The sequence below is a fragment of the Pseudomonas sp. MYb13 genome (assembly GCF_002980075.1).
In the GTDB taxonomy this organism is placed as follows: domain Bacteria; phylum Pseudomonadota; class Gammaproteobacteria; order Pseudomonadales; family Pseudomonadaceae; genus Aquipseudomonas; species Aquipseudomonas lurida.
On sequence record NZ_PCQI01000001.1, the window covers coordinates 137,573 to 155,278 of the forward strand.

The 17,706-nt window shown below is 61.9% G+C and carries 12 protein-coding genes; 7 read left to right on the top strand and 5 right to left on the bottom strand.

The window, feature by feature from the left end; all coding sequences use genetic code 11:
• Positions 1-3 precede the first annotated feature (3 nt).
• From atpD to CQ002_RS00705, 6 genes are all read left to right on the top strand, one after another.
• A complete protein-coding gene (gene atpD, locus CQ002_RS00675) occupies positions 4-1,380 on the top strand; it encodes a F0F1 ATP synthase subunit beta (protein ID WP_015886645.1) in 1,377 nt (458 codons plus the stop codon).
• Between the two features lie 44 nt (positions 1,381-1,424).
• Positions 1,425-1,841, top strand: a complete 417-nt coding sequence (locus CQ002_RS00680; protein WP_015886644.1) for a F0F1 ATP synthase subunit epsilon — start codon at positions 1,425-1,427, stop codon at positions 1,839-1,841.
• A gap of 123 nt (positions 1,842-1,964) precedes the next feature.
• On the top strand, positions 1,965-3,332 hold the full coding sequence (gene glmU / locus CQ002_RS00690) for a bifunctional UDP-N-acetylglucosamine diphosphorylase/glucosamine-1-phosphate N-acetyltransferase GlmU (RefSeq protein WP_034110479.1): 1,368 nt from the start codon (positions 1,965-1,967) through the stop codon (positions 3,330-3,332).
• Positions 3,333-3,559: 227 nt separating this feature from the next.
• A complete protein-coding gene (locus CQ002_RS00695; protein WP_025854399.1) occupies positions 3,560-4,327 on the top strand; it encodes a DeoR/GlpR family DNA-binding transcription regulator in 768 nt (255 codons plus the stop codon).
• Positions 4,328-4,337: 10 nt separating this feature from the next.
• Positions 4,338-6,170 carry a glutamine--fructose-6-phosphate transaminase (isomerizing) gene (glmS, locus tag CQ002_RS00700; RefSeq protein ID WP_034110478.1) on the top strand — a complete coding sequence of 611 codons (1,833 nt, stop codon included), beginning with the start codon at positions 4,338-4,340 and terminating at the stop codon, positions 6,168-6,170.
• Positions 6,171-6,229: 59 nt separating this feature from the next.
• Complete coding sequence (locus CQ002_RS00705; protein WP_105163089.1) at positions 6,230-6,532, top strand: hypothetical protein; 303 nt, start codon at positions 6,230-6,232, stop codon at positions 6,530-6,532.
• A gap of 71 nt (positions 6,533-6,603) precedes the next feature.
• Here the strand turns inward: CQ002_RS00705 and pbpC are convergent, their stop codons facing one another.
• The 3 genes from pbpC to CQ002_RS00720 form a co-directional block, all read right to left on the bottom strand.
• Positions 6,604-8,901: a penicillin-binding protein 1C gene (gene pbpC, locus CQ002_RS00710; RefSeq protein ID WP_105163088.1), complete on the bottom strand. Its 2,298-nt coding sequence runs from the start codon at positions 8,899-8,901 to the stop codon at positions 6,604-6,606.
• Positions 8,882-14,686, bottom strand: a complete 5,805-nt coding sequence (locus CQ002_RS00715) for an MG2 domain-containing protein (RefSeq protein WP_105163167.1) — start codon at positions 14,684-14,686, stop codon at positions 8,882-8,884. The genes pbpC and CQ002_RS00715 overlap by 20 nt, the downstream gene beginning before the upstream one ends.
• A gap of 76 nt (positions 14,687-14,762) precedes the next feature.
• Positions 14,763-15,392: a LysE family translocator gene (locus CQ002_RS00720; protein WP_105163087.1), complete on the bottom strand. Its 630-nt coding sequence runs from the start codon at positions 15,390-15,392 to the stop codon at positions 14,763-14,765.
• 126 nt (positions 15,393-15,518) lie between these two features.
• Between CQ002_RS00720 and CQ002_RS00725 the strand changes: the two genes are divergently transcribed.
• Positions 15,519-16,001: an Lrp/AsnC family transcriptional regulator gene (locus tag CQ002_RS00725; RefSeq protein ID WP_016978705.1), complete on the top strand. Its 483-nt coding sequence runs from the start codon at positions 15,519-15,521 to the stop codon at positions 15,999-16,001.
• Between the two features lie 145 nt (positions 16,002-16,146).
• Here the strand turns inward: CQ002_RS00725 and CQ002_RS00730 are convergent, their stop codons facing one another.
• Together CQ002_RS00730 and CQ002_RS00735 are read right to left on the bottom strand one after the other, a co-directional pair.
• Positions 16,147-17,079: a phosphatidate cytidylyltransferase gene (locus CQ002_RS00730; RefSeq protein ID WP_017528659.1), complete on the bottom strand. Its 933-nt coding sequence runs from the start codon at positions 17,077-17,079 to the stop codon at positions 16,147-16,149.
• A gap of 1 nt (position 17,080) precedes the next feature.
• Positions 17,081-17,701, bottom strand: a complete 621-nt coding sequence (locus CQ002_RS00735) for a 1-acyl-sn-glycerol-3-phosphate acyltransferase (protein ID WP_105163086.1) — start codon at positions 17,699-17,701, stop codon at positions 17,081-17,083.
• Positions 17,702-17,706: the final 5 nt, after the last annotated feature.

Here is a 17,706-nt window from a genome sequence, read left to right on the forward strand (position 1 = left end):
GCTATGAGTAGCGGACGTATCGTTCAAATCATCGGCGCCGTTATCGACGTGGAATTTCCACGCGACAGCGTACCGAGCATCTACAACGCGCTGAAAGTACAAGGCGCGGAAACTACTCTGGAAGTTCAGCAGCAGCTGGGCGACGGCGTAGTTCGTACCATTGCGATGGGTTCTACCGAAGGCTTGAAGCGCGGTCTGGACGTTGTCGACACTGGCGCTGCCATCTCCGTACCGGTCGGTAAAGCGACCCTGGGCCGGATCATGGACGTACTGGGCAACCCGATTGACGAAGCTGGCCCGATCGACACCGAAGAGCGCTGGGGCATTCACCGTCCAGCACCTTCCTTCGCCGAACAAGCTGGCGGCAACGATCTGCTGGAAACCGGCATCAAGGTTATCGACCTGGTTTGCCCGTTTGCCAAAGGCGGTAAAGTTGGTCTGTTCGGTGGTGCCGGTGTAGGCAAGACCGTAAACATGATGGAACTGATCCGTAACATCGCCATCGAGCACAGCGGTTATTCCGTGTTCGCTGGTGTGGGTGAGCGTACTCGTGAGGGTAACGACTTCTACCACGAGATGAAGGACTCCAACGTTCTGGACAAAGTGGCACTGGTTTACGGTCAGATGAACGAGCCGCCGGGAAACCGTCTGCGCGTAGCACTGACTGGCCTGACCATGGCCGAGAAGTTCCGTGACGAAGGTAACGACGTTCTGCTGTTCGTCGACAACATCTACCGTTACACCCTGGCCGGTACTGAAGTATCCGCACTGCTGGGCCGTATGCCTTCGGCAGTAGGTTACCAGCCGACCCTGGCTGAAGAGATGGGCGTTCTGCAAGAACGTATCACTTCGACCAAGGAAGGTTCGATCACTTCCATCCAAGCGGTATACGTACCTGCGGATGACTTGACTGACCCGTCGCCAGCGACCACCTTCGCCCACTTGGACGCCACCGTCGTTCTGTCCCGTGACATCGCTTCCCTGGGTATCTACCCAGCGGTCGATCCACTCGACTCGACTTCGCGCCAGCTGGACCCGAACGTGATCGGCCAGGAGCACTACGACACCGCTCGCGGCGTTCAGTACGTGCTGCAGCGTTACAAAGAACTGAAGGACATCATTGCGATCCTGGGTATGGACGAGCTGTCGGAAACCGACAAGCAGTTGGTATCCCGCGCTCGTAAGATCCAGCGCTTCTTGTCGCAGCCGTTCTTCGTGGCTGAAGTCTTCACCGGTGCATCGGGTAAATACGTTTCCCTGAAAGACACCATTGCTGGCTTCAAAGGCATCCTCAACGGTGACTACGACCACCTGCCAGAACAAGCGTTCTACATGGTCGGCGGCATCGAAGAAGCGATCGAGAAAGCCAAGAAACTGTAATCCAAGCGCCCGGTAACGGGCGCTCATCAGGTTGAGGCAATCAGATGGCTATGACAGTCCATTGCGATATCGTCAGCGCGGAAGGGGAAATCTTCTCCGGTCTGGTAGAAATGGTGATTGCACACGGCGACCTGGGTGACCTGGGTATTGCCATGGGCCACGCGCCGTTGATCACCAGCTTGAAGCCAGGTCCGATCACGCTGACCAAGCAAGGCGGGGAAAAGGAGGTGTTTTACATCTCCGGTGGTTTCCTCGAGGTTCAGCCGAACATGGTCAAGGTACTTGCCGACACCGTGCAACGTGCTGGCGACCTGGATGAAGCCTCCGCTCAGGAAGCCGTCAAGGCTGCCGAGAAGGCCCTGAACGAAAAGGGTGCGGACTTCGACTACAGCGCTGCTGCTGTACGTCTGGCCGAGGCTGCAGCCCAGCTGCGCACGCTCCAGCAGATCCGCAAGAAGTAATCGGCCATGCCGTCATGCTTCATGCGCGATTGATTAAAAAGGGTAGCCTCGGCTACCCTTTTTCTTTTTTTGCAAAACACTTCTTTGGTCTGAAGCCGGACCGCCCAGGATTGGTAGCCATTCATGTCTCTTGAAATCGTCATTCTCGCCGCAGGCCAGGGCACCCGTATGCGTTCGGCCCTGCCCAAGGTGCTGCACCCGGTTGCCGGTAATTCCATGCTGGGTCATGTTATCCACAGCGCCAGGCAGTTGGACCCCCAACGCATTCACGTGGTGATCGGTCACGGTGCCGATGTGGTGCGTGAGCGCCTCGCCGCAGACGACTTGAATTTCGTTCTACAAGACAAGCAACTCGGTACCGGCCACGCTACCGCGCAGGCCGTGCCCTTCATCACGGCCGACACCGTGCTGATCCTGTATGGCGACGTGCCGCTGATCGAAGTCGAAACGCTGCAACGCCTGCTCAAGCATGTAGTCCCAGGCCAGATGGGCCTGTTGACCGTTGAGCTGGAAGACCCCACCGGCTACGGGCGCATCGTGCGCAACGCCGACGGCAAGGTCGCGGCCATCGTTGAGCACAAGGATGCCAGCGAAGCACAGCGCGCCATTACCGAAGGCAATACCGGCATTCTCGCAGTCCCTGCCAATAAGCTTGCGGACTGGATGAGCCGCCTGTCCAACAACAACGCCCAGGGCGAGTACTACCTCACCGACGTCATCGAGATGGCCGTGAGCGATGGCCTACTGGTCGCAACCGAACAACCCCACGACCCCATGGAAGTGCAGGGCGCCAACGACCGCAAGCAACTGGCCGAGCTGGAGCGTCACTACCAACTGCGCGAAGGTCGTCGCCTGATGGCCCAGGGTGTGACCCTGCGTGACCCGGCGCGTTTCGATGTGCGCGGGGAAGTGACCGTCGGCCGCGACGTGCTGATCGATATAAACGTGATCCTCGAAGGCCGTGTGGTCATCGAAGACGACGTGGTGATTGGTCCCAACTGCGTGATCAAGGACAGCACCCTGCGCAAGGGCGTGGTGATTAAGGCCAACAGCCACATAGACGGTGCCGTGATGGGCGAGGGCAGCGACGCTGGCCCGTTTGCGCGGTTGCGTCCAGGTAGCGTGCTGGGTGCCAAGGCCCATGTGGGTAACTTTGTTGAACTGAAAAACGCCAAGTTGGATGCCGAAGCCAAAGTCGGTCACCTGACCTACCTGGGTGATGCTACCGTCGGCGCGCGAACCAACATCGGCGCCGGCACCATCACGTGTAACTACGATGGCGCCAATAAACACCAGACCACCATTGGGGCGGATGTATTTATCGGTTCCAATAATTCGCTGGTCGCCCCGGTGACCCTCGACGATGGCGCCAGCACCGCCGCCGGCTCAACCATCAACCAGGATGTGGATAAGTCTCAACTGGCCGTCGCCCGCGCCCGCCAACGCAACATCGACGGCTGGAAACGCCCGGTCAAAATCAAGAAGACCTGACTTATCCACATTCTCGCCAGCGGTCAGTAATCCCCTGTGGGAGCGGGCTTGCTCGCGAATGCGCAGTGCCAGTCACCGGAAGTGACGACTGGACCGCGCATTCGTAAGCAAGCCCGCTCCCACATTGGTGTGCGGGTAAATAAAAAATGTCCTCGCCCGCTTGACGATCTTTCGCCAATGGGTTTTGATTGCCTTCGTTATCTTTCGAAACGAAACTTATCATCACCATGTCGAAACGAAATACTCCCCAGCGGCGCCACAACATCCTGACCTTGCTCAACGAACAGGGCGAAGTCAGCGTGGACGAGTTGGCCAAGCGTTTCGAAACGTCGGAAGTCACCATCCGCAAGGACCTGGCCGCCCTGGAGAGCAACGGCCTGCTGCTGCGCCGCTACGGTGGCGCAATCACCATGCCTCAGGAGCTGGTGGGCGATGCCACTCAACCGGTATCGGTCTACAAGCGTGCCATCGCGCGTGCTGCCGTCATGCGCCTGCGCGAACACGCGCGCATCATCATCGACAGTGGTAGCACCACCGCCGCGATGATCCCCGAGCTGGGCCACCAGCCCGGCCTGGTGGTGATGACCAATTCCCTGCACGTGGCCAGCGCCCTGAGCGAACTGGAACACGAGCCCGTGCTGTTGATGACCGGTGGCACCTGGGACCCGCATTCGGACTCGTTCCAAGGCCAGGTCGCCGAACAGGTCCTGCGTTCCTATGACTTCGACCAGTTGTTTATCGGTGCCGATGGTATCGACCTGGAACGTGGCACCACCACCTTCAATGAATTGCTGGGCCTGAGCCGCGTCATGGCCGAGGTCGCCCGTGAAGTGGTGGTGATGGTCGAATCCGACAAGATCGGCCGCAAGATTCCCAACCTGGAACTGCCCTGGAGCAGCGTCCATACCCTGATCACCGATGATCGCCTGCCGCTTGAGGCCCGCGACCAGATCCAAGCCCGCGGCATTACGCTGATATGCGCGGCAATCATCTAGGAGAAACACCATGTGTGGCATCGTAGGCGCAGTCGCTGAACGCAACATCACCCCCATCCTGCTCGAAGGCCTCAAGCGCCTGGAATACCGTGGCTATGACAGCGCCGGTGTGGCCGTCTTCACCAACGCCGGTAAGCTTGAGCGCATGCGCCGCCCGGGCAAGGTCAGCGAGCTGGAGCAAGCGCTGCTTGGCGAGCCACTGGTAGGTCGCCTGGGCATTGCCCACACCCGCTGGGCTACCCACGGTGCACCGTGCGAACGCAATGCCCACCCGCACTTCTCCGGTGACCTGGCCGTGGTCCACAACGGCATCATCGAAAACCACGAAGTGCTGCGCGAACAACTCAAGGGCCTGGGTTACGTATTCACCTCGGACACCGACACCGAAGTCATCGCCCACCTGCTCAACCACAAGCTCAAGGACCTGGGCGACCTGACCGTCGCCCTCAAGGCCACCGTCAAGGAACTGCATGGCGCCTATGGCCTTGCCGTGGTCAGCGCCAGCCAACCCGACCGCGTGGTTGCCGCGCGCAGTGGTAGCCCATTGGTGATCGGCCTGGGACTGGGGGAAAACTTCCTGGCCTCCGACCAACTGGCCCTGCGCCAGGTCACCGACCGCTTCATGTACCTGGAAGAAGGCGATATTGCCGACATCCGCCGTGAAAGCGTGCAGATCTGGGACGTCAACGGTCAGTCCGTCGAGCGTGAAGCCGTGCAATACCGCGACGGCGCTGAAGCCGCCGACAAGGGCGAATACCGCCACTTCATGCTCAAGGAAATCCACGAGCAGCCCGCGGTGGTGCAACGCACCCTGGAAGGCCGCCTGAGCCAGAACCAGGTGCTGGTCAACGCCTTCGGCCCGCAAGCCGCCGAACTGTTCGCCAAAGTGCGCAATGTGCAGATCGTGGCCTGCGGCACCAGCTACCACGCCGGCATGGTTGCCCGTTACTGGCTGGAAGAACTGGCCGGCATCCCGTGCCAGGTGGAAGTCGCCAGTGAGTTCCGCTACCGCAAGGTGGTGGTGCAGCCCGACACCCTGTTCGTGACCATCTCCCAGTCCGGCGAAACCGCCGACACCCTGGCCGCCCTGCGCAATGCCAAGGAGCTGGGCTTCCTGGCCAGCCTGGCGATCTGCAACGTCAGCATCAGCTCGCTGGTGCGTGAATCCGACCTGACCCTGCTGACCCAGGCCGGTCGCGAAATTGGCGTGGCCTCCACCAAAGCCTTCACCACTCAGTTGGTTGGCCTGCTGTTGCTGACCCTGTCTCTGGGTCAAGTGCGCGGTACCTTGGCCGAAGGCGTCGAAGCTACTCTGGTCGAAGAACTGCGCCGCCTGCCAGCCCGACTGGGTGAAGCCCTGGCGATGGACAGCACCGTGGAAAAAGTCGCCGAACTGTTCGCCGACAAGAACCACACCTTGTTCCTCGGCCGTGGCGCGCAATACCCGGTGGCGATGGAAGGCTCGCTCAAGCTCAAGGAAATCTCGTACATCCACGCCGAAGCCTACCCGGCCGGCGAGCTCAAGCACGGCCCATTGGCCCTGGTGGATGACGACATGCCGGTGGTTACCGTGGCGCCGAACAACGAACTGCTGGAGAAGCTCAAGTCCAACCTGCAGGAAGTCCGTGCCCGTGGTGGCCAGTTGGTGGTGTTCGCTGATGAAAAAGCCGGCATGACCAACGGTGAAGGCACCCACGTCATCAACATGCCGCACATCAACGACACCCTGTCGCCGATCCTCTACACCATCCCGCTGCAGCTGCTGTCGTACTACGTCGCTGTGCTCAAAGGGACCGACGTGGACCAGCCGCGCAACCTGGCGAAGTCGGTGACCGTGGAGTAACCCGCCATGCCCTGGAGACCCGCCCGGGTCTCCAGGTTCCGCGAAAGGACGCGACCTCGATGCAAACGCCCTCCCAGCTCCACCACCGCCTTAACAACCGCCGATTCACCGTCGCCCACAACACCCACGGGCTATCCGGCGCAGGCACGGTGTTTCATTACCTTGTCCAAGGCGAGGCCATTTCCGGTACCTACGAAGGCGGACGGATTCGCCTGGGCATGCAAGTAGGGCGAGTGACCGGTGCGAATACTATCGAACTGCTGTATCAGTGCCTGACCCTGGAGGGTGAGCTGCTGTCCGGCTGGTCGCGTGGTGTGGTCGGCGTGGATCAGGCCGGGCGGACTACCCTGAGCTTTGTATGAGGCTGGTTATCGGGCGCGACGGGAGGCGGAGAGTCAAACTATGTCGAGTTTGTCGAACGTGAGCGCCGTGCCTAAGGCACAAACTCCACCTTCAAGCCCCGACTCGCGCTGCGTCCCTGATCATCACTGACCCGCAACCGATATTCCCCCGACTTGCCCGGCCGCCAGTTCAGTGTGGTTTGCGGCGGGCCTTGGCCGATCAGTGTCTGGTCGGCAAACCAGTACAACGTCGCGGCATCGCTGGCTGCGTTGGCATTCAGCGGGATGCTTTCCTGCGGTTGGGACAGACGCAGTTGATAGCTCACCTGGGTCAGCGGCGAGCGGATCTGCGGCGCTTCGCTTTGGTCACTGAGGCGATTGGGCTGGCAGTTTTTCATCACGTTGGGCGGCGTGCGCCGGGGCAGGCCGGCAGCGCGGTACAGCCGTTGCACGTCGCTGGGCCAGAATTCGAAGACCTCTTCGCGGGTGTATTGCGCCTCGAACGGCGGGCATGCGGCCTTGCCGGTACGGGTGTCGATCAGCACCGGGCGGTGCAGGTTCGAGACACGAATCGGCGACACGCCGGGGGTGTACCAGGTCTTGCGGGTTTGCGGGCACCAGCGGTTGGGCAACTCGCCGGACGCGGCACAGACGTCGATGCGCACCAGCCCGGCGGGCGGCTTGTCGGGCTTGATGACGGTGTTGGGCAAGGCCAGGGGCAGGGCGTCGGCGATGCGGAAGAATAACGGCGCAGCGGTCTTGGCACCGATAAACGCCGGGTTCGGTCGACCATCGAAATTACCCACCCACACCACCAGCACATAGGGGCCGACCAGGCCGGCGCTCCACGCATCGTGAAAGCCCCAGGAGGTGCCGGTTTTCCACGCGGTGCGCCAGTGGCGGCCGGGCAGGCCATCCGGCCGTGGGTTGCGGCGCAGCATGTCGCGCACCATGAAGGCCGCCTGGGGCGTCAGCAGTTGGGCCCCCGTGGTCTGGGGCTGTTCCTGCAAATAGCGCAACGGCCGCAGGTGCCCGTCGCCGGCCAGCATCACGTACAGCCGCCCCAGCTCTTCCGGGGTCATCTCACCGCCCCCGAGGGCCAAGGCCAAGCCGTAATGACTTTCGTCGCGCAGGCCTTTGATCCCGGCGCGTTGCAACAGCCCGTACAAGGACGGCGACTTGACCTGGCTGGCCAGCCACACCGCCGGGATGTTGCGACTACGGATCAGCGCGTCTCGCGCGGTCAGCGGGCCGACAAAACTGCCGTCGAAATTTTCCGGCTGGAAGTAGCCAAAGTTACTCGGCAAATCCTTGAGGATGCTCATGGGGTGGATAACCCCTTGGTCCAGCGCCAGCCCATACAGGAAGGGCTTGAGCGTCGACCCTGGTGAGCGTCGCGACAGCACGCCATTGACCTGGCCATGCAGGCTTGTGGATAAGTAGTCCGCCGAACCCACCAGCGCTTTGACGCTTTGGTCGCGGCTGTCGATCAGGATTGCCGTGGCGTTTTCCACACCCGTGCTGCGTCGCTCGGCGATAAAGCCCGTGATCAGGCGTTCGAGCAAGTGTTGCAGCGGCAGGTTGAGGGTGCTGTTGAGCTCATTGCCGGCCTGGGACGCCAATAGCTGTTCACTCAAGTGCGGCGCCAGGAACGGGATCTGCTGGCGGTTGCGCGCTTCGAGGGGCAACTCCAGCAAACTGTCGTTACGCGGGTCTTGTGGATAAGTCTCGCGCCAGTCGGTCATCAAGCGCAGGCGGGCATTTTGCAGCGACGGCCCGAAGCGTGCACGCCGGCCCGGCTGCTGGGGAATCACCGCCAGCCCCAGTGCCTCGGATAACGACAGCTGCGCTGCCGACTTGCCGAAATAGATGCGGCTCGCCGCCTCGGCCCCTTCGATATTGCCGCCCATGGGCGCCAGGTTCAGGTAGGCCTCCAGGATGTCGTGCTTGCTATAGCGCGACTCCAGCCACAGGGCCAACGCCATCTGCTGCAACTTGCCCGGCACCTGGCGGGTGTTGAGGTCCCACAGGCGCCGCGCCAGTTGCATGCTCAAGGTCGAGCCGCCCTGGCGCTGGCCACCGCTGTAGGTGGCCATGGCTGCGCGCAGCAATGCTGGGGGATTGATCCCCGGGTGCCAGTAGAAATTGCGGTCTTCCTTGAGCAGCAATGCCTGGACCAGTGAAGGAGAGATCCGCTCCAGCGGTAGCCACAGGCGGTATTGCCCGTCATCCGCCAACGTCATGCGCAGCAGCGAACCGTCGTCGGCCAGCACGACCCGCGATGAGGTTACGGCTTGTTCCAGCGGGGCGTGAGGCCAAAGCCGCAACCCCGCCAGTAAGGCTGCCGCTACCAGCAGCGGCGTCAGGCGCTTAAGGCTTGGTAATTTCAAGCTGGCCTACTTTGCCGCGCCCTTGCAGGGTGGTTTCGTACATACCTTCGGCGTAGGCCGCAGGCGTGTTGAAGGTACCTGCGTTGGTGGCGCGCACGCGGTACACGAACGTGCCGACATCACGCAGCGCAGTGCCGTACAACACCACCCGATCATCACGCACGTCCACATAGTCCGGCTGCCAGTTGCTCAGTTCGGTTTCACCGATAGGCGCTTGCCAGCTTTGTTCTTCCTGGCTGTCTTCCTCGACGTACTCGGACGCTTCACCCTCACTTTCCTCGCTGCTGGCCGCCTCCGGCTCCGGCGGCAGGTTATACACAGGCTCGACGCCACCGGGCAGCAGGTCCACCACGGCCACTTGCTGCACCTGATCGCGGTCGGTAGCCCGCAGGCGCAGGCGCACCAGGAACTCTTCGCCCACTGCGACCTTGCTCACGGGCTCGCCCTTGAGGTCGAGGTATTCGTGGATGACTTCCAGGCCATTGTTGATCGGCTTGAGCTTGGCGCCCTTGTCGAAACCGGCTTCGCTGAGCATGTAGAACGCGGCCGGGCCGTCGGATTTTTCCAGCACCAGCTTTTGCGTGTTGCCCGGCACGGCGGCGCGTGGCGGCTGGCCGGCCATCTCCAGCAATTGCTGCTGCTTGTCGCCCAGCCAGGCGGTGGCCTTGAAGGTCATGTCGCTTTGCGCACGTTGGCCATAGTTGTCCAGGGCGCGTAGCAACAGGGCCGCCGACAGCGAGTTGTAGCGCTGTTCGTTGAGACGCTTGCCGAGTTTATCCAGCAACGCCGTGGGCACATCGTCCATCAGCTCGGGGAAGTGGCGCGCCAACAGGTGCAGGTGCTCAGCGTCGTGCACCAGCGGGTCGTAATACAGGCCATCGCTGTCCCACTTATCCACAAGCGAACGCCATGGGATTTTACGAAACAGCGTATCGGCCTGGCGATCTTGCTTGAGCAGTTTGTAACTGGCCGCCAGGTAAGCGGCGCCCAGGTCGTTCTGCCAGGTGTCCTTGAAGTAGCTTTCGTAGCGCTCGCGTATATCGCTCAACGCACCGCTGACCAGAATCCCCTGACGGCTCAACAGGTAACTGGCGTAGGCACGGTTGCGCAATTCCGACAGGCCTTCGCTAGGACCATTGGCCAGGTCTGTCAGGTACGCATTCGAGCGTACCAGCAGGTCTTCTGGCACCGGCAACCCGCGCTCCCTGGCTTCGATGAGGAAGTCGGTGGCGTAGAGGCTGGCGTACGGCGCCACGTCCGGGTTGGCCGCCCACAAACCAAAGCCGCCGGCCTGGTTCTGGCGTTGGCGCAGCATGCGTACCGCGCTGCCGAAGGCTTGTTCGGCCTCAATGGCGTTACCGCCCCAGATCAACGCCGGCATGGCCTTGGACACCAGTTGCTCGGTGCAGGCGTAGCCATAGTCATCCAGGTAATGCTTGAGGCCGTTGGCCCACACCAGCGGCGAGGCCGCCACGCCCAGTTGCACGTCGCGCAGTTGGCTGAACAGCTCGCGGGTGGGTTTGAGCTCTTTGCTGGCGCTGTCGAAACGGCCCAGGCTCAGGGCTACGCGATGTTCGCTCAGTGGGCGAATCGAGGTGGTTTCCGCCACCTGGATACGCTTGCCATCGGGTAGCACCGCGACAAAACGCAGGTCCGCCGAGCCGAGGGTGTCGCCGACCTTGATCTTGAACTCGGCCGTGCCCTCCTTGCGCGGTTGCAGGGCCAAGGTACTGCCCTTGTCGCCCTGAACGACCAGGCCAGCGCTGGTCTGCACTTCAAACGTCACGTCCGCCGCCGCGTCGAGGTTGCTGAATACCCCGGCGCTGACGTTGAACACATCCCCTGGCGCCACGAAGGCCGGCACGTTCGGCGTGATCACGATAGGCCCGCGCACGTCGGTGTTGGCTTCGCTGACGCCGACACTGTCGCTGTCCACCGCCACCGCGAACAGGTGCAGCTTGCCGTTGAAGCTGTCCGGCACTTGGTAATGCAGCACGGTTTCACCCGCCGGCAAGTCCACCAGCCCGGACCACCAGGCCACTGGCGGCTGGTGTTTACGCTTGAACGGGTTGAGGTGGTTGGCCAGGGCGCCTTCCGTATCGCCACCGGGCGCCGCCCCACTGAGCAGGCGGCTGAATTCCGGCAGGATCAGGTCAAGGATCTGACTGGTGCCCACTTCCAGCGCACGCTTCTGGAAGAAGAAGCCCAATGGGTCGGGCGTCTGGTAGCGCGCTACTTGCAGGATGCCTTCATCTACCGCGTACACCACGGCACGGCCTGGGCGATCAGCGTTGACCTTGATATCCAGCGTCTGCCCGGGCTCGATCTTCGCCGGGCCTTCAACCTTCAATGCCATGCGTCGCGCATCCAGGTTGATGCTGAACGGCACCACGCCATAGGACAGTGGGCTCATGTACACCTCGGCCGACCCCATGTCGCGTACAAACTGCACGTTGACGTAGGCATTGCCCTCAAGCCCTGCCGGCACGCGGATGTGCTGCACGCTGTTGGTGCTGTCGGCCTTGAACCACTGCTGGGTGTAGACCTTGTCGCGTTCGATGGTGATCAGGCCAGCGCCGGTATACGGGGCACGAATGCTGATGGCGATCTCATCGCCGGTGGCGTAGCTGCGTTTATCCAGGCGCAATTGCAGTTCGGCGTTGCGTTCCAGCGAGCGCGATGTGTTGCCACGCCCGGCCACGCTATAGTCGATCTGGTTGAGCAGGTTGCCGTTGGCGTCCTTGAGTTGGAGGGTGAAATCACCCGGTGCGCCAGTATTCAGGACCTGCTTGGCACCTTCCTTGGTCATGACCAGCGGCGAGGCCGGCTGGCTGATGTTCTTGATCCGCGATTCGTACTTGTAGGTGCCGTTGGACTGTTTCACCAGCACCGACACATAACGGTGCTCGACCACTTCGCTGGTCAGGCCGTCCACCGCCACAGGCGTGAGGTCCGGCGCCACAGCCAGCCATTGCACCTGGCGCGGCGCGTCCTTGGCGATGTACGACAGCGAGTCCTGACTTTTCACACCTACCAGGTAGGGCGCGGACGACACCAGCAAGGCATTTTGCGCCGCGACATTACGGCCGCCTTCGGCCTCGAACACCTGGGTCATCACCTGCAGGCGGTAGGTGCTGTTGGCGAAGCGTTGCAGGTTGAGGTCGAGTACGGCCTGGCCATTGTCGTCGACAGTGGTTTCGGCCAGGTCTTCGGTAGTCGCGTCTTCCAGGGAATCGTTGAGGCGGAAACGGTAGTCCGGATAACGGTCAAAGGCCGCCAGCGTCGGGCTCAGGGACATTTTCGCGGTGACACGCCGGCCGGAGGCCGGAGCGCCGAACAGGTGCATGGCAGTGACCTTGGCCACCACCTGGTCCGGTGGAATCCAGCCCTGCACTGGGGTGTCATGCAGGCTCAGGCTGACCTTCATGCGGTCCGGTTCGAAGTCGCGGACCTTGAAGTTCACGCTGCCCAAGTCGGTGCGGGTCTGCTTCTGGCCAATCAACTGCAAGATCGCGGTGTATTCCCCGGCGGGGGCGACTTCGCTACTGGGGAAATCAAAGGTTTCAAAACCGCTGGCGGACAGCTTCAACGGCTGGCGAATCACTTCCAGGCCACGCGGGTCGGTGATTTGCAGCTCCACCGGCAAGCCTTGTAGTGCACCCTTCCAATTGCCGCTGCGCACGATCATGCCCAGGTGTGCGGTCTCTCCGGGCCGGTACAGGCCGCGGTCGGTAAACAGGTAGGCGCTCAGGCGATCAATCGCGCCGTCTTCTTCCAGACCGCCTACGTCAAAACGCGACAAATCCAACTGCTGGGATTGGCGGGCGATTGGCAGGAAGGACTGGTCATTGCCGCGAGTGACCACATACATCAGCGGCGTTTTCTCACGGCGCAGTTCATCGAGCTTGGCGAAATGCGCATGGCCTTCGGCGTCAGTGTGGCCGCTGCTCACCGGCAAACCGTTGCGGCCGATGATGTCGACTTGCGCGTCAGACACGGGCGAACCATTGCCGATGGACTGCACATACACATCGTGGCTGCCATCGCTGGAACGCTTGGCGATGATGCCCAGGTCCGTCACCACGATGAAACGCAGGTCGCTGGTACTGCTGCGGTCGTACTCGAACGTGCGCGGTGCCGGGTCATCCTGCGGGCTGAGCTTGAGCACGAAAATGCCCCGCCGGCCGCCATTGGCGGTGAGGTAGTGGCTGAGGTCAACATTGTCGTAGACGGTCTTCGCGGGGTCATTGGATGACAGCGGGATGTCCAGCGACTGACGCTCGACCATGCGATCAAAATACTCGTTGCCGAAGTTCGGCCGGGCAAAGCTCCCGCTGCTCTGGTCCACCAGGTGTTGCAGTTGGTTAGGTAACAGGCGGGCGATTTCCACGTGGGCGCCCGGTACACCACGGGCCATGAAGCCCAGGCGTTTTTCGCCGTTGAGGCTGAGCAAGGCGCCGTCGGACAGGAACTGCAAGGTGCGCGGGTACGCCGGCATGCTGATCAGCGACGCCGTAGGATTCTTCGCCAGATAGCCGCCGATGGCTTCCAGGTTGGCGGGTACGCGCACATACACGGCACGTCCGGCCGGGGCCTTGAACTTGAAGGCGTGCAGGGTATTCAGCGGTTCGACGCTGGGCACATGGGTCAGGTTGATCCGGGTGCTGCGGGCGAGCAGGGCGTCATCGATGTCGCTGCTGCTGTAGGGGCGCGTGTCGTCCTGGGCCTTTTCCGGCAACAGCCAGGCCTGGACCTTGCCGGCGATGGTTTCGTCGGCCACGGCGCTGGAGCTGCTGAACATCAGTACCGGCTCCGGCTCGCCACGTTCGTTGTCGACAAAGCTCACGTCGGCCCCGGTGAAGGTCAGGCGATAGCGACCGGGCACGGTGACTTGCGCCACCAGCGGTGTGGTGCTGGCGTTGCCGCCGTCACGGGCCTTGATGCCCTCGTCGAGCTTGGCGCTCACCGGCGTACTTTCCAACGGCGTAGCGAGCGCGGCTGAGCGTACGTAGGCGTTGAGTTTTTTCTCGTCGAAGGTGATTTCGGGGCGGTTGGGCAATTGGGCGTCGCGGTAGGCCAGGCCTTTGCCGAGGGTCACCGTGACGCGCTTGCGCAGAGTGTCTTCATCCACGGGGTGGGAAAAACGGAACGTTGCCACCAGCTGCTTCAGCGTTGGATTGGACGGGTCTTGGTACAGCTCGTTTTGCGCCAGGGTGGCACGGAACGGTTGGGTGGAAAACTGAGTGCTGTATTGGTCCAGCAACACGCCGTCAGCCAGCAGGTTTTTCTTGGCCAGGTCGACAGTGTAATGGGCGTCGATGGGCCAGTCTTTTTCCGGTACGAACAGCAGGCTGCGGTCATCCGCCCAGCGCCAAGTGCCCGCGACCGCAGGTTTGAGGGTGATGCCCTCGGTGACGGGTTTGCCGATGGCGGCCAGTGGGGCCACGGATTCGCCGAAACGCACCTGCAAGTTATCCACAACCGGCGTTTGCTGGGTGTAGTCGGTAAGGTTCGGTTTGTGTAGCGAATAGCTCGCGGTGTGCGGCTGTGGCAGGTTGGAATACCAGTGCCAGCCGTAGAAAGCGGCGGCGGCCAGCAACACCAGCCCCAGCAAGCCTGCACCGGTTTGACGTGGATAACGGCGGGCCTTGCTGCCCAGGTTCGTGAGCCCACGGCCAATTGCACGCAGCCAGAGGGGCGGATGCCATTGGCCAAAGACGGCCCCCACCACAGTCAATAACGCACCGACAATACGGCGGCTGATCGCTTTGAACGAATCGAACATGGTGAGCATCCCTGGCTAAGTGCGGCGTATCTTACACGCGTCTTTGATACAAAAGATGACGCAGATACGCTGCCCGCTAGGTGTGTTGCACAAACGTGAGACGTAGCGCAAAACCGATCAAGAGACTGCCGAATAACCACTGCTGCATACGCTGCGCGGCGCGATTGCGCGCCAGCCACTGGCCGATGCGCGCGCCTGCCAGGGCGTAGCAGCAATCGAACACGAAGCCGAGGCTCACCAGGATCACCCCCAGCAACGCAAATTGCGTCGCCACCGGGCCGGCCTGCGGGTTGATGAATTGTGGCAGCAGTACCGAGCAGAACAGCAGCGCCTTGGGGTTGAGCAGGTTGGTCAGCAAGCCTCGCTGAAAGGCCGCGCGCCAGGCATGCCGTGTTGGAGGCGTGTTCGCGGTATCGAGGGACGGCAGCATCGTCGAGCGCAGGCATTGAATACCCAGCCACAACAGGTAGGCCGCGCCGCCCAGGCGCACGACATCGAACGTCCATGGCGCCACTTTGAACAAGGTCGCCAGCCCCATGCCTGCCAATGCCACATGGCAGGCGCGGGCCAGCCCCAAGCCAATCGCCGTGGTCAGCGCCAAGGCCTTGCCCTGGCGCGCGCCGGTTTGCAGCAACAGGATCATGTCCGGCCCGGGCAATAGAAACGCCACTGAAAGGGCCACCAGAAATAACCAGAGTTCCGCCATGTCTCACCCCCTTGTTTGTTTGCCAATTCTAGGGCGGGAGGGCAGGGCAGGTGCTTGCGTAGTCAGCTAGAAAAGCGTCTAGTCTTGGCACTGTCTGCCACTAAAAACCTGAACAGCCATTCACTTATGCCAAATCTTAAACTCGATGCGTTTGACCGCAAGATTCTCGAAGCCCTGCAACGCGATGGCCGCCTGAGCAACGTCCAACTGGCGGACGAGATCGGATTGTCCGCTTCACCCTGCCTGCGGCGCGTGCGTCTGCTGGAAGAGGCCGGCGTGATTCGCGGCTACCAGGCCACGCTGGATCGCGACGAAGTGGGACTGGGGATGATGGTGTTTGTTGGCGTCAAGGTGGAGCGGCATAACGACACCGAGGCCAACGCCTTTCGCGAGGCGGTGACGGCGCTGCCGGAAGTGATCTCGGCGTTCCTGGTGTCGGGGGAGTCGGACTTTCTATTGCAGGTGGTGGTGCCGGATTTGCGCGGCTACGAACGGTTTGTCACTGGCAGCCTGTTGAAACTGCCAGGGGTGAGGGACATCCGCAGCAACTTCGCGATCCAGACCGTGAAAACCCCAGGGGCGTTGCCGCTGGGGCATTTACCGGGTTGATAGAGGATCTGAAATCGACACAAGACGGGTGCGGGAGCGGGCTTGCTCGCGAAGGCGGTATATCAGCCGTTACATTCGTTGGCTGACACAGCGCGATCGTGAGCAAGCCCGCTTGTTGATCTCCATAGGGTCTTAGGTGGGTGGGTCAGGTCCACCAGTAGCGCACGAGATGGAAGAAGATGGGCGCGGCGAAGCACACCGAATCCAGCCGATCCAGCATTCCGCCGTGTCCTTCGATCATATGGCCCCAGTCCTTCACGCCCCGGTCGCGTTTGATCGCCGACATCACGATGCCGCCGGCGAACCCGAGCAGGTTGATCAACAGCGCAATCAAAAACGACTGCCATGGGTTGAACGGCGTGGTCCACCACAATGCCGCACCGATCAGGGACGAGAGCAAAATCCCGCCGACAAACCCTTCCACCGTCTTCGAGGGTGACAGGTTAGGCGCAATCTTGTGTTTGCCGAAGAGCTTGCCGCACACGTACTGCAGCACGTCAGACAGCTGCACCACAATCACCAGGTAGGCGATCAGCAGCAGGTTGCGGCCTTCGTAGCCGGGGATGTCGAGGGTGAGCAGGGCGGGCACGAACGACACGCAGAACACGGCGATCATCAGGCCCCACTGCACTTTCGAGGCTCGCTCCAGGAAGTGCGTGCTGTCGCCGCCAAGGGAGGCGAGGATCGGCAGCAGCAGGAACACGTACACCGGTATGAAGATAGAGAACAGCCCGTACCAGTCGGAGTAGATCAGCAGGTATTGCAGCGGCAGTGCCAGGTAGAACGCGGCGACCAGCGCCGGGTAGTCGCTGCGACGGGTGGGCGTGAGGGTGAGGAATTCACGCAGGGCGTAGAAGGACACCGCGTAGAACAGCAGGATCACCGCGCCGGTACCCAGCCAGAAAGCGATGCCAATGACCACCACCATCACCCACCAGGCATTGATGCGGGCATTGAGGTTGTCGATCACCGCGTTGGGGGTGCCACGGGTGCGCAGCTTGAGGATCAGGCCGATCAACGAGGCGAGCACCAGGATCGCGCCGATGCCGCCGAACAACATCAGGGTTTGGCTATCCATGTCAGACAGGCTCCGGGGCAAGGGCGAGCAGGGCATCGCGGGCGCGCGCGAGGAAGGCGGCTTTGTCTTCGCCTTCTTCCAGTTGCAGCGGTGCGCCGAAGCTGGTGGTGCACAGCAGGGGCAGCGGCAGTACGCGGCCCTTGGGCATGACCCGGTTGAGGTTGGCGATCCACACCGGGATCAATTGCGCCTGTGGGTAACGGTTGGCCAAGTGATACAACCCGCTTTTGAACGGCAGCAGGCCGTCCTCGAGATTGCGCGTGCCTTCGGGGAAGATGATCAGCGAGTCGCCGCCTTCCAGGGCGTTGAGCATGGGCTGCAGGGGGTTATCCACAGGGTCCTTGCGTTCGCGGTCGATCAATACGCCGTTGAACACGCGGTTGATGATGTAGCGGCGCAGGGCGCTTTTGTTCCAGTAATCGCTACCAGCCACCGGGCGCGTGAATTTGCGCAGGTTCTGCGGCAGTGATGCCCACACCAATACAAAGTCGCCGTGACTGCTGTGATTGGCGAAATAGATGCGTTGCACCGGCACCGGCGCGCAACCCAGCCACAGGCTGCGGGCCCCGGTGACGGTGCGGGCCATCGAAGTAATCAACGTGGCGACCACGGGTTCGAACATGGGAA

Bases quoted from the DNA above. Each gene is read 5' to 3' on its own strand.
- atpD (WP_015886645.1), top strand. From the start codon at position 4: ATGAGTAGCGGACGTATCGTTCAAATCATCGGCGCCGTTATCGACGTG.
- CQ002_RS00680 (WP_015886644.1), top strand. From the start codon at position 1,425: ATGGCTATGACAGTCCATTGCGATATCGTCAGCGCGGAAGGGGAAATC.
- glmU (WP_034110479.1), top strand. From the start codon at position 1,965: ATGTCTCTTGAAATCGTCATTCTCGCCGCAGGCCAGGGCACCCGTATG.
- CQ002_RS00695 (WP_025854399.1), top strand. From the start codon at position 3,560: ATGTCGAAACGAAATACTCCCCAGCGGCGCCACAACATCCTGACCTTG.
- glmS (WP_034110478.1), top strand. From the start codon at position 4,338: ATGTGTGGCATCGTAGGCGCAGTCGCTGAACGCAACATCACCCCCATC.
- CQ002_RS00705 (WP_105163089.1), top strand. From the start codon at position 6,230: ATGCAAACGCCCTCCCAGCTCCACCACCGCCTTAACAACCGCCGATTC.
- CQ002_RS00715 (WP_105163167.1), bottom strand. From the start codon at position 14,686: ATGTTCGATTCGTTCAAAGCGATCAGCCGCCGTATTGTCGGTGCGTTA.
- CQ002_RS00720 (WP_105163087.1), bottom strand. From the start codon at position 15,392: ATGGCGGAACTCTGGTTATTTCTGGTGGCCCTTTCAGTGGCGTTTCTA.
- CQ002_RS00725 (WP_016978705.1), top strand. From the start codon at position 15,519: ATGCCAAATCTTAAACTCGATGCGTTTGACCGCAAGATTCTCGAAGCC.
- CQ002_RS00730 (WP_017528659.1), bottom strand. From the start codon at position 17,079: ATGGATAGCCAAACCCTGATGTTGTTCGGCGGCATCGGCGCGATCCTG.
- CQ002_RS00735 (WP_105163086.1), bottom strand. From the start codon at position 17,701: ATGTTCGAACCCGTGGTCGCCACGTTGATTACTTCGATGGCCCGCACC.